Consider the following 12,817-nt stretch of genomic DNA (forward strand, 5'->3'; position numbering starts at 1 on the left):
CCTATTCCTCCAATAGCAAAGAAAGTAATTTTTCTTTAATCTCAGAAAGCTGAGTATCAACACTTGCATTAATCTTTCCAAAGGAAGATTCAATTACACAATCTGATTCTCCTAGATCATCATTCGGATAAACAAAAAGATTGGTTTCCCGGTTAAGAATAGCGGTCAAGTCCTCTTTTTGCTCAATCACAATAGGGTAAAAATGTGGGTGTATTTGAATCGTTATATCAGAATGTTCCTTTACTTCTTTAATCGCTTTTTTGACAAGGTGTGTAAAGTCTTCTGGTTGCTGTGATAAATGAATTCCGATAACCTTTTCTGCTACCGTCATCGCAAGCTTTAAAATAACCTCTTCTGAAGAATCCAGATATTGATTGTAATCATGCTTTGATGCATCAATAATTTGACGAGCTTCAGTTAGTAAATCAGAATATTCTTGATAGCCCCGTTCTCTACCTTCAGTCATCCCGGCTTGAAAGCCCTCTTCCGATGTTTGACGGTAAAGTTGTTGTTGCTCTTCTTCCCAATTGCGCTTTTCAATTAATACTTGTTGTCTCATTGAATTGGAATAGGCAATGGCATCCTTGACAATTTTATCAGCCTGTTCTTTTGCTTCATCTAGCATTTTTTTTGAAACAATCTGTAAATCTTCTTGTTCTACCTCAATTTGATTGTTTTCTTTGGTTTGTAACACTTTAAGCCCGATTACTCTTTTTGGAGTATCCTTAGACAGAGTCGAATTTGACTTTATAACGTTAGACAATGATATCATCTCCTCCGCCACGAGCGATGACGATTTCCCCAGCTTCCTCAAGTCTTCTTATAACAGCTACAATACGTGATTGAGCTTCCTCCACATCACGTAAGCGAACTGGTCCCATATATTCCATTTCCTCTTTAAATGTTTCAACCATCCGTTTGGACATGTTTTTAAAGACAATTTCTTTCACTTCTTCACTTGCAACACGAAGTGATAACATGAGGTCCTCATTTTCCACATCACGAATGACTCGCTGAATAGCGCGGTTATCAAGAGTAACAATGTCTTCAAAGACAAACATCCGCTTTTTGATTTCCTCTGCAAGCTCTGGATCTTGAATCTCAAGTGCATCTAAAATCGTTCTTTCTGTTGAACGATCGACTCCATTTAACACTTCCACAACAGCCTCAATTCCACCGGTTTGGGTATAATCATGTGTTACGGTAGCTGAAAGCTTGCGCTCGAGGATTTGTTCGACCTCATTGATAATTTCAGGTGAAGTTCGATCCATTATTGCGATTCTTCTTGCGATATCTGCTTGAACTTCTTGTGGCAACTCCGATAAAATTTGTGCCGCTTGTCTTGAATCTAAATAAGATAGTATTAATGCAATTGTCTGTGGATGCTCATTTTGAATAAAGTTCAAGATTTGTCCAGGATCCGCTTTTCTTGCAAAATCAAACGGTTTAACCTGTAGAGAAGACGTTAATCGATTAATGATGACTCCTGCTTGTTCTTCCCCAAGTGCTTTTTCAAGTACTGTCTTTGCATATCCAATCCCACCCTGGGTGATATAATCCTGGGCAATGGCAATTTGATGGAACTCTTCCATAATTTGTTCCTTTGTATTTGCTTCGACCTTTCGAACACCAGAAATTTCCAACGTCAACTTTTCAATTTCTTCCTCTGACAGATGCTTATACACCGAAGCCGAGACATCTGGACCTAGTGAAATGAGGAGAATGGCTGCTTTTTGTTTGCCAGTAAGACCACTATTACTATCTCGTTTTGCCACTTTGCCACCCCCTACTCATCTGCTAACCATGAACGTAATAATTTTGCAAAATCCTCTGGTTTATCCTTCGCAAGCTTCTCCAATTGCTTTTTTCGAACCGTTGCTTCTGATTCTTTTTCTTCATTAACATCAGGAATATGATCAAAGAAAACAGGTTCTGTTTGAGGGACTTCCTCTTCGAAAATTGGTTCTTTCTTTTTGCGTAAAAATAAGAATAAGAGAATGATAAGTCCAAGTACTAAAAGACCACCCACAATATAAACCCATAATGGAATCGTTGAAATTACAGGTGTTTCATTAACTGTAGTTGATTTCCCATTAAATTCTTGAACAGAGACAACAATCTTATCTTGAATTTCTTGTTGTGTTAACTGATTATTAACGTCCTGATTAATACTAGTACTCACGATCGTACTTAGTATTCTTTCAATATCATCGACACGCTCTTGTGGCATCGATGCAGGATTCTTAGGGTCTGGTGCTTCGACCATAACCTGAATTCCTAAATCTCTTATTTTATAAGGAGCTTCTACAATATCCTTTGTGATCCGATTCACATCTTTATTAACACGTTCTTCAATACGTTCGTAATCGCCACTACCAGTTTGTCCACCAGTATTGTAAGCCGGGACTTCATTTTCTCCAGTTCCGCTTAACCCACCAGCTTGGGCACCATCACCAGTAAAGGTCTCGGTTATTCTTTCAACACTGATATCAATACCTTCCATGTTTTCAGGGTCAACTGGTGTTACAAGGTTTTCCTGACGGTTTTCTTGTGTAAAGTCAATATCCGTTGTAACCGACACGACAATTTTATCCGGTCCCATCATTGTTCCAAGCATTTTCTGGACCTGTCTTTGTAGATCTCTTTCAATTTCACGTTTTAATTCAAGCTGTGACGCAACATTTCCAACAACAGCTAAATTTTCTTCAGTTTCCAAGTCAAAATACTCAAAGTTTTGGTTGGTTATGACGATATTATCAGTAGGTAGATGAGGAATACTTTTTGAAACCAAATGATATAAAGATTTTATTTGCTGTTGTTCAAATCTATATCCAGGTTTCGTGTTTAGAACGATAGAAGCGGATGCCTCTGCTTGGCTATCCTTAACAAAAATTCCATCGTTCGGCATGCTAATCATAACCTTCGCATCGTTTATCCCATCGATGCCCTTAATTAGGTTAGCTAATTCAGTTTGAGTGGACTCGAGTTTAAGCATATTAAATTCATTATCAGTCATCCCAAAACCCGCATTTTGACCAAAAAATGAATAATCGATATTACCACTATCTGGTATTCCTTCTGCCGCAAGTTCAACCATTAAGGTTTCGACCACTTCTTCTGGCACCTTAATGGTTGATCCATTATCCGCTATTTCTGATTGAATTCCCCGAGAATCTAAAGTTGCTTTTATTTGCCCTGTTTCCTGTGGTGTAAGGTTGCTATACAAAGGAACAAGGGTTGATTTTGTTGTGAAGAACACGGTAAGCGAAATAACGAAAATTAAAAGTAAAGGCAATCCAATAATTGTGGCCTTTTGAAGGCCGGATTGATTCTTCCAATATTCACTTATCTTCGTTTTATATAAAAGAAGTTTCTCTTTCATTTACATACCCCTATCAAGCTGTTATTATTTCGGATTAAACCTGCATCCTCATGATTTCTTGGTATGCCTCTACTACTTTATTTCGAATTTGAAGTGTCGCCTGTAAGGAAACACTCGCTTTCTGAGAAGCTATCATTACTTGGTGCAAATCAACGTTTTCGCCTTTAATCAGCTTTTCGGTCATGATATCCGATGTCTTTTGTGATTCATTCACATTATTGATGGCGTCTTTAAAAAAATGGCTAAATTCCTTTTGAACAGCATTTGCTGTTTTTGGTTGTACCCCGGGGTTCGAGATTACCTGGGGTGTTGCAAGATTAATCTTTTCAATCACAATTCATCACCTATTTTCCAATTTCTAAAGCCTTCATTAGCATTCCTTTAGAGGCATTAAGGACTGTCACATTCGCCTCATACGATCTTGTGGCGCTAATCAAATCGACCATTTCCTTTAGAGGGTCTACATTCGGAAGTGCGACATAGCCTTCATCATTCGCATCAGGATGATCTGGGTTATAGACCAGCTGAAATGGAGTGTTATCCTTAACGATTCCGGTCACCTTTACCCCATTTCCAACATTCGATTGATTCATCGCTTTTGATAGATGTGAGGAAAAACTATTACCTAGTGGTTGCTGAACAACCATTTTTCTTCTATATGGCTGCCACTGGCCATCAACAAGTTTTCCCCTTGTTGTATCTACATTTGCCATATTTGAAGAAATAACGTCCATTCTAAGTCTTCCTGCAGTTAGTGCAGAAGCACTTGTATTAAGGCTATGAAAAATCGACACTCTTAGTTCCCTCCTTTAATCACTGTTTTTAATGTATTGAATTTCCCACTAATTCTTTCTGTAACGGCATTATAGTAAATTTGGTTCTCTGCTAATAGTGCCATTTCTTTATCTATGTCTACGTTATTACCGTTATGGTTATATGCTGTATCATTCTTTGTAACGAGTGGGCTTTTTAGGCGTTTGCTACTAGTAAATTCGAAATGCTTTTCATTCGTCCGATTTGCTCTCAATTGACTATTCATTTCATTCGAAAGAAGGTTCTTAAAGCTAACGTCTTGTGCTTTGTAATTTGGTGTATCAACATTTGCAATATTATTTGAAATTACCTTCTGTCGTAGAGCTGAATAATCTAAAGCTTTCTCTAGTGAATGAATGGTATTAGCAAAAAGTTTCATCTTATCCCCTCACAAAAAAAATTGTTTCTTCGAATATATATAACGTATTGTGTTAGCTCTTTATTATTGTAATGAAATTAAATCTATCTGTCTATGAAGCTTACGATAAAAAGTGATGTTTTTCGACAATATAGGTCTTTTTCCCTATAGAATCCAATCTTAATTATAGGTTTTAAGTTGCGATTTTTCATGTGATTTTTACAAAAAAAGACAAGAACTTATTTCCACTATAAGAAATCGACATATTATGATAGAAATGTATTTCCTGCGGTTTGTACATTTTATCTTTTATCATTTAACATAAAAAATGCGAAGATGGTTTATTCCATCTTCGCTTTTTTATACTTAATGTGATTTCAGCTTTTCTAATTCCAATAAGAACTTATCATTCAGTACCTTAATGTAAGTTCCCTTCATTCCTAATGAACGGGATTCAATTACGCCTGCACTTTCAAGCTTTCTTAAAGCGTTAACGATAACTGATCTAGTGATACCAACGCGGTCTGCAATTTTACTTGCAACTAATAACCCTTCGTTTCCATTTAATTCTTCAAAAATATGTTCAATAGCCTCAAATTCACTATATGATAATGAACTGATCGCCATTTGCACAACCGCTTTACTTCGTGCTTCTTCTTCAATTTCTTCTGCTTTTTCACGAAGAATTTCCATACCAACAACCGTTGCACCATACTCAGCTAAAATTAAATCATCATCTTCAAAGCTTTGATCAAGTCTTGAAAGAATAAGTGTACCTAATCGTTCACCACCGCCGATAATTGGTACGATTGTTGTTAATCCACTCTTGAACAAATCTTTGTTTTCAATTGGGAAAGCAGTATAAGTACTTTCAATATCAAGGTTAGATGAGGTTTCTTGAATATTGAATAGGCTTTGTGTGTACTCCTCTGGGAAATGACGATCTTCAATCATTTTCTTCATTCTTTCATTTTCAATCTGTTGATTGATCGCATATCCAAGAAGTTTTCCACGGCGACTTAATAAGAAAATATTTGCTCCAATCACATCGCGTAGTGTTTCAGACATTTCCTTAAAGTTAACTGGTTTACCAGCTGCATTTTGCAGCATAGCATTAATTTTTCGTGTTCTTTCTAATAATGGCATTTTTCTTGTTCCTCCTGATAATCTTACAAAATAAACTGACTTAAATCTTTGTTTTTCACGATCGTACTTAATTTCTCATCCACATATTGTGGAGTAATCGTGATTTTTTCCATTGTAATATCTGGTGCTTCAAATGATAAATCCTCTAACAGTCTCTCCAAAATTGTATGTAGGCGACGTGCTCCGATATTATCTGTGTCCTGATTCACTTGGAAGGCAACTTCAGCTATCTTACGAATAGCATCGTCAGAAAATTCAAGTTGTATACCTTCCGTTTCTAATAATGCTGAATATTGTTTCAATAGCGCATTATCTGGCTCAACTAAGATTCGATAAAAATCATCGACAGTTAGTTTAGTAAGCTCTACACGAATCGGAAAACGACCTTGTAATTCTGGGATTAAATCCGAAGGCTTTGACATATGGAATGCCCCAGCAGCAATAAATAACATATGATCTGTTTTAACGGAGCCATATTTCGTTACAACGGTTGAACCTTCCACAATCGGTAAAATATCACGTTGAACTCCTTCTCTGGAAACATCTGCCGAAGAAGAATTATGACTTTTTCCTGCTACTTTGTCAATCTCATCTATAAAAATAATTCCTGATTGTTCAGCTCGATTAACTGCTTCTTGAGTAACCTCATCCATATCAATTAGCTTAGCTGCTTCCTCATTTGTCAAAACTTTCCTAGCATCTTTTACTGTTAATTTACGCTTTTTGCGTTTTTTCGGCATTAAATTGCTTAACGCATCCTGCATATTCATTCCCATATTCTCCATACCGGATCCTTGGAAAAGATCAAACATAGATGGCTGCTGTTCTTCTACTTCTACTGTAACATAATAATCTTCAAGTTCTCCAAGTGCAAGCTTGTGAGCCATTCGCTTTCTTCTTTCGCTTACACTTTCTTCTTCTGTAGGCTTTTCCGCCTCTTGTTCATTAGTATTCCCACCAAATAACATTTCAAGTGGGTTTTTATATGTTGTTTGCTTTTTTGAACCTGGGACAAGCAATTCGACAATACGCTTATTGGCATTTTCTCCTGCTCGTTCAGACACTTCCACCATTTTTTCCTCTTTCACAAGGCGAACAGATGTCTCGACTAAATCGCGGACCATTGATTCTACATCTCGACCAACATAACCTACTTCTGTAAATTTTGTAGCCTCTACCTTAATAAACGGAGCCCCTACAAGCTTTGCGAGTCGTCTTGCAATTTCGGTTTTTCCAACGCCTGTTGGCCCAATCATCAGTATATTCTTTGGTACGATTTCGTCTTTCAGCTTTTCGTTAAGAAGACTGCGGCGGTATCGATTTCTTAAAGCCACTGATACTGCTCGTTTAGCTTCGTTTTGGCCAATAATGTATTGATCTAATTTTTCAACAATCTGTCTTGGGGTTAAATTCGTTTTCAAAGTAATCCCCTCCTTATAGTTCTTCAACTATAATATTTTCATTAGTATACACACAAATCTCACTTGCAATTTCTAATGAAGCTTTTGCAATCTCTTTTGCCGTTAAATGATCACCCGAATATTTTTTTAATGCCCGACCAGCTGAAAGAGCGTAATTTCCACCAGAGCCAATGGCAAGAATTCCATCATCTGGTTCAATCACTTCACCTGTTCCTGATATGAGAAGCAAATCCTTTTCGTCCATCACAATGAGCATGGCTTCTAATTTGCGAAGAACTTTGTCACTCCTCCATTCTTTTGCAAGCTCCACCGCCGCCCTTTGTAAATTCCCATTAAACTCCTCAAGGCGTCCTTCAAACATTTCAAAAAGGGTAAATGCATCTGCAACGGAACCCGCAAACCCTGCAATGACTCTTCCTTGAAAAAGCTTTCGGACCTTTCTTGCTGTGTGCTTCATTACAACAGCATTACCAAAGGTTACTTGGCCATCTCCTGCCATCGCAGATTTACCATTATGCTTTACAGCAAATATTGTTGTTGCATGAAAATTTGACATTTTTTAGAACAACCTCCTTATGCACGTGGATGTGAGGATAAATAAATATTCCGCAAATGATCCTTTGTAACATGCGTGTAGACTTGTGTTGACGACAGATTTTCGTGCCCGAGCAGTTCTTGTACAGACCTCATATCAGCGCCCTCGTTTAAAAGGTGTGTAGCAAATGTATGTCTCAATACGTGTGGACTAATATGTATCGTAGATGAAGTCTTTTTAATCATATTATTTAGGATTAACCGGACTCCCCTAGTTGTTAAAGGTCCACCACGAAAATTAAGGAAAAGACTGTTTGTATGTACTGATGCTTTTTCGAGCAATTCCTTACGACCTTTTTGTATATAGTTTGTAAGTGCTTGTTCGGCATAGCTTCCAAAAGGAACATAGCGTTGTTTATTTCCTTTTCCATGAACAAACACAGTTCCTACTGAAAAGTCGAGATCCTGAAGTGTAAGTTTACAGCACTCACTTACACGAATTCCTGTCGCATAAAGCAATTCAAGTAAAGCCTGATCCCGCTGTCCTAAGCTTGTAGAAACATCCGAAACTTTGAAAAGTTTTTCCAATTCTTCTTCATATAAAAAATGCGGAAGCTTTTGTTCCCTTTTTGGCAATGAAACCAACAAAAATGGATTCTGAGAAAGAAGCTTTTCCCGAAGAAGGAAATTAAAAAAACTGCGCAATGTTGAGATTTTCTTTGCAACAGTACGTCTTGCATATTGTTTCTTGTAAAGCTCTGTTAGATACAGTCGTACATCCGAGTATGTCACATCCGATAAATTAGAGATGGATTCTTGATTCAGAAATAAGAAAAAATGTTCGATTGATTGTTCATAATGGACAATTGTATATTCTGAATAATTTTTCTCGATTTGTAAATATTCCTTGAACAACTGTAACGATTTGTTCACATTTTCCATTATTTTCACCTCACAAGGGCTACTAAATATTATCACAATTTAGTAGCCCTTGCAAATAAAAACTCTGATTTTTTTACAAAATTCTGAATTGCGTAAGAAATCACGTCTATTTCCATATACGTTAACATGGAAAGTGGTGAGTCATAATAATAACCCACCACACAAGTTATTTTTGAGGTTCCTCTTTGTAGTCACACTCAACACACTGTACCTGAATTCCTTTTTTGAGTTTTTTCTCAACGAGCAAGTTCTCGCACTTTGGACATTTCCTTGGTAGGGGTTTATCCCAAGAAAGAAAATCACATTCAGGGTATTGATCGCAGCCATAAAAAATTCGTTTTTTCTTGCTTTTTCTTTCAACAATATTTCCTTTTTCACATTTCGGACAAGGAACCCCGATTTCTTTTACAATTGGTTTTGTATTGCGGCAATCAGGGAAATTGGAGCACGCCATGAACTTTCCATAACGTCCCATCTTATAAACCATCGGATGTCCACAATTTTCACAATCCACACCTGCAGGCTCATCCTTTATTTCAACTTCCTGCATTTCTGCTTCAGCAATTTCTAATCTCTTTTCAAAATCTTGATAGAAATCATCTATAATCTTAATCCATTCTGTTTTTCCATCTTCGATTTCATCAAGGTCATGCTCCATTTTCGCAGTAAACTCGACATCTAAAATTCTTGGGAAAAACTCGAGCATTAATTCATCTACGATTTCTCCAAGTTCCGTTGGTATGAAACGTTTGTTATCTAATGCAACATACCCTCTTTTTTGAATGGTATCTAGCGTTGGCGCATAAGTAGAAGGCCTGCCTATTCCTAATTCCTCAAGAGTTTTAACAAGTCGTGCTTCCGTATAGCGTGGAGGTGGCTGGGTAAAATGTTGCTTAGGATCAACATCTTTCGAAAATACTTGATCTCCTTCTTCTAGCACAGGGAGCATATTTTCTTTTTCTTCAACATTATCATCATTACCCTCAACATACACCTTCATAAACCCTGGAAATTTAACTTTGGAGCCTGTTGCTCGAAATACAACATCCCCATTATTTAAATCAACACTCATTGTATCCATAATCGCAGAAGCCATTTGACTAGCAACAAAACGCTCCCAAATAAGTTTATACAATCTTAATTGGTCTCTGCTTAAATACTGTTTCACACTATTTGGCTCTCTAAAGACAGAGGTTGGACGAATCCCTTCATGAGCATCTTGGGTATTCATGCCTTTTTTCTCTTTTCTTTTTGTATCTGTTAAAAATTGTTGACCAAACGTTTTCTCAATATATTGTGATCCTTCTACAACTGCTGTTTCTGATATTCGTGTCGAATCAGTACGCATATATGTGATTAGACCAACTGTTCCTTCTTTACCCAGGTCAATCCCTTCATATAATTGTTGTGCAAGCATCATGGTTTTCTTAGCACGAAAATTCAACTTACGAGCTGCTTCTTGTTGTAAAGAAGAAGTAATGAAAGGCGGTGCCGGGTTTCTTTTTCGTTCTTTTTTTGTGACAGAAGCAATCGTAAATGAGTTACCTTCAATTTTTGAAAGAATCTCTTTTACCTCTGCTTCATTTGTTAATTCTCGTTTTTTGCCCTTTACACCGTAAAATTGGCCTTCAAATTGTGCATTCCCTTTTAAAAAGTCAGCTTTAATTGTCCAGTATTCTTCAGGCTCAAAATTTTGAATTTCTTTTTCCCTATCAATGATTAATCTGACAGCAACAGATTGAACTCGTCCCGCACTTAAGCCTTTTTTTACTTTCTTCCAAAGGAGAGGACTAATATTATAGCCTACTAATCTGTCAAGAACACGCCTTGCTTGCTGTGCATCTACTAAATCCTGATTAATCGGGCGCGGATGCTTAAAGGACTCTTTGATAGCGTCTTTCGTAATTTCGTTAAAAACAACTCGACAGTCTGATTCAATATCTAAATTTAACGAATGGGCGAGATGCCATGCAATTGCCTCCCCTTCACGATCCGGGTCAGCTGCCAGATAAACTTTTTTTGCCTTTTTTGCGGCGGTTTTTAAATCCTTCAATACGGGTCCCTTGCCGCGGATTGTTATATATTTCACATCGTAATGATTTTTTGGATCAACACCCATTTGACTTCTTGGGAGGTCTCTGATGTGACCCATTGAAGCCTTCACCTTATATTTTTTTCCCAAATATCTTTCAATTGTTTTTGCTTTTGCTGGTGATTCAACTATGACTAAATAGTCCGACATGTATCGTTTCCTCCTTAGAGGTTAAATTCTGAATTAAAATAAATCCTCCATATTATTAAATATTAATGGACAGTTTGTCAAACTGTTATGATAATTTTTATACATTTTTCATTCATTTTTTAAGAAAAAGTGTGAATTTCTGATAAAATATCCTCGCTGCTAAGCACCAGTTTTGCTCCTGATTGAATTAATTTATTCGTTCCAACACATGAAGGTTCTAGAATAGACCCTGGGATGGCAAAAACTTCTCTACCCTGGTTTAGTGCTTGATCTGCTGTGATTAACGAACCACTTCTTTCTTTTGCTTCTACAACTAATGTGCCATGTGTCAAACCGCTAATTATTCGATTCCGCATCGGAAACTGCCATTTTTCTGGCTTTGTAAAAGGGGGATATTCAGATATAAGTATATGATTTTGAGTGATAGTAGTTGCCAACTCTTTGTTTTCAAGGGGATAAATATGTTGAAGGCCGCCAGCAATGACCGCTATGGTTTTCCCATTATGAGCGATTGCTAGTCTATGAGCCATTGTATCTATTCCACGCGCCAAACCACTAACCAATACCCAATTTTGCTTGAGTAAGGGCACCAACACCTTTGTCATACTTTGCCTGCACGATGCGGTAGGTGTACGGGAGCCAACTACGCTTATTAATTTTTCACTGTTTAATAATGCCTTGTCCCCTGCAGTATATAACACCCATGGTGGGTCATAAATTTGTTTCAGAAGACGAGGATATTCTTGATCAAATATGGTAATAATGCCCACACTTTTATTGCTATATTGTTTTAGCATACTTTGGATTGATAAAGAATGCAAATCTTTTAAAAAAATATTGATTTGAATTTTTGTTAAAGGAAGGATTTTTTCATAAAATGATGAGGGATAATTATAAATAGAAGAAAGTGTTGGATCATGCTGTAGAATTCGAAAAATAGATTTCCAGCCTATTCCCCGACAATGGTGAAGATGTATTAAATTTTCACGAATTTTTTCCATATATTCTCCTTTTTTCATCAGAAAGAGACAGTTCCACAGGATAGAACTGTCTCATTTCTATATTTTATTAGTGAGTTTTACACTTTTCGTATAAACCTTTTTCTTTTAGAACAGAAATTAACGTTTCACCCATTACAGATGGCGTTTCAGCAACCTTAATCCCACATTCATTCATTGTTTTGATCTTTTCGGCTGCCGTACCCTTACCACCAGAAATAATTGCGCCAGCATGTCCCATACGCTTTCCTGGAGGTGCAGTTTGTCCACCGATAAATCCTACAACTGGTTTTGTCATGTTTGCTTTAACCCACTCTGCAGCTTCTTCTTCAGCTGTTCCACCGATTTCACCAATCATGATAACCGCATATGTTTCTTCATCTTCGTTAAACGCTTTTAATACATCGATGAAATTTGTTCCGTTAACAGGGTCTCCACCAATACCTACTGCTGTTGTTTGACCAATACCAGCTTGTGTTAATTGGTGTACAGCCTCATATGTTAACGTACCAGAACGTGATACAACACCTACATGGCCTTTTTTATGAATATATCCAGGCATGATACCAATTTTACATTCGTCAGCTGTGATCACACCAGGGCAGTTAGGACCGACTAGACGAGTCTTCTTACCTTCCATATAGCGTTTCACTTTAACCATGTCTAATACTGGAATATGCTCTGTAATACAAATTGCTAGATCTAGTTCTGCGTCAACTGCTTCCATAATTGCATCCGCAGCAAATGGAGCAGGTACATAAATGACTGATGCTGTTGCACCTGTTTGATCAACTGCTTCTTTAACCGTATTGAATACAGGAACACCTTCAACCTCAGTACCACCTTTACCAGGTGAAGTACCACCAACAATTTTAGTACCATATTCAAGCATTTGTTTTGTATGGAAAAGCGCCGTAGCACCTGTTATCCCTTGAACAATTACTTTTGTATCTTTATTAACAAAAACACCCATGTTTGTCC

General features: G+C 37.2%; 13 protein-coding genes. All 13 read right to left on the bottom strand.

Annotated elements, in window-relative coordinates:
- Position 1: 1 nt before the first annotated feature.
- Positions 2-763, bottom strand: coding sequence for a flagellar assembly protein FliH (fliH, locus tag ABC371_RS18585; RefSeq protein WP_412898156.1), 762 nt, complete (start codon positions 761-763; stop codon positions 2-4).
- Positions 756-1,775 (bottom strand): flagellar motor switch protein FliG, encoded by a 1,020-nt coding sequence (gene fliG / locus ABC371_RS18590; RefSeq protein ID WP_136378337.1) that lies wholly within the window; start codon positions 1,773-1,775, stop codon positions 756-758. Before fliG ends, fliH begins: the two co-directional genes overlap by 8 nt.
- 11 nt (positions 1,776-1,786) lie before the next feature.
- Positions 1,787-3,382: a flagellar basal-body MS-ring/collar protein FliF gene (fliF, locus tag ABC371_RS18595; protein ID WP_412898157.1), complete on the bottom strand. Its 1,596-nt coding sequence runs from the start codon at positions 3,380-3,382 to the stop codon at positions 1,787-1,789.
- A 34-nt stretch (positions 3,383-3,416) separates the two neighbouring features.
- Complete coding sequence (gene fliE / locus ABC371_RS18600) at positions 3,417-3,716, bottom strand: flagellar hook-basal body complex protein FliE (protein ID WP_412898158.1); 300 nt, start codon at positions 3,714-3,716, stop codon at positions 3,417-3,419.
- A gap of 10 nt (positions 3,717-3,726) precedes the next feature.
- Entirely contained in the window at positions 3,727-4,176 is a 450-nt protein-coding gene (gene flgC, locus ABC371_RS18605) for a flagellar basal body rod protein FlgC (RefSeq protein WP_412898159.1), read from the bottom strand.
- Positions 4,177-4,178: 2 nt separating this feature from the next.
- Entirely contained in the window at positions 4,179-4,574 is a 396-nt protein-coding gene (gene flgB, locus ABC371_RS18610) for a flagellar basal body rod protein FlgB (protein WP_412898160.1), read from the bottom strand.
- A gap of 345 nt (positions 4,575-4,919) precedes the next feature.
- Positions 4,920-5,699: a GTP-sensing pleiotropic transcriptional regulator CodY gene (codY, locus tag ABC371_RS18615; RefSeq protein ID WP_412898161.1), complete on the bottom strand. Its 780-nt coding sequence runs from the start codon at positions 5,697-5,699 to the stop codon at positions 4,920-4,922.
- 23 nt (positions 5,700-5,722) lie between these two features.
- A complete protein-coding gene (gene hslU / locus ABC371_RS18620) occupies positions 5,723-7,120 on the bottom strand; it encodes an ATP-dependent protease ATPase subunit HslU (RefSeq protein ID WP_412898162.1) in 1,398 nt (465 codons plus the stop codon).
- A 13-nt stretch (positions 7,121-7,133) separates the two neighbouring features.
- Positions 7,134-7,676 carry an ATP-dependent protease subunit HslV gene (gene hslV / locus ABC371_RS18625; RefSeq protein WP_412898163.1) on the bottom strand — a complete coding sequence of 181 codons (543 nt, stop codon included), beginning with the start codon at positions 7,674-7,676 and terminating at the stop codon, positions 7,134-7,136.
- A 17-nt stretch (positions 7,677-7,693) separates the two neighbouring features.
- The gene (xerC, locus tag ABC371_RS18630) at positions 7,694-8,596 is read right to left on the bottom strand and encodes a tyrosine recombinase XerC (protein WP_412898164.1); all 903 of its coding nucleotides are present in this window, start codon (positions 8,594-8,596) and stop codon (positions 7,694-7,696) included.
- A gap of 166 nt (positions 8,597-8,762) precedes the next feature.
- Complete coding sequence (gene topA, locus ABC371_RS18635; RefSeq protein ID WP_412898165.1) at positions 8,763-10,838, bottom strand: type I DNA topoisomerase; 2,076 nt, start codon at positions 10,836-10,838, stop codon at positions 8,763-8,765.
- Between the two features lie 119 nt (positions 10,839-10,957).
- The gene (gene dprA, locus ABC371_RS18640; RefSeq protein ID WP_412898166.1) at positions 10,958-11,839 is read right to left on the bottom strand and encodes a DNA-processing protein DprA; all 882 of its coding nucleotides are present in this window, start codon (positions 11,837-11,839) and stop codon (positions 10,958-10,960) included.
- A 67-nt stretch (positions 11,840-11,906) separates the two neighbouring features.
- The gene (gene sucD, locus ABC371_RS18645) at positions 11,907-12,809 is read right to left on the bottom strand and encodes a succinate--CoA ligase subunit alpha (RefSeq protein WP_136378328.1); all 903 of its coding nucleotides are present in this window, start codon (positions 12,807-12,809) and stop codon (positions 11,907-11,909) included.
- Positions 12,810-12,817: the final 8 nt, after the last annotated feature.

It is taken from the genome of Bacillus jepli (genome assembly GCF_047238305.1).
Classification (GTDB): Bacteria; Bacillota; Bacilli; order Bacillales; family Bacillaceae_L; genus Ferdinandcohnia.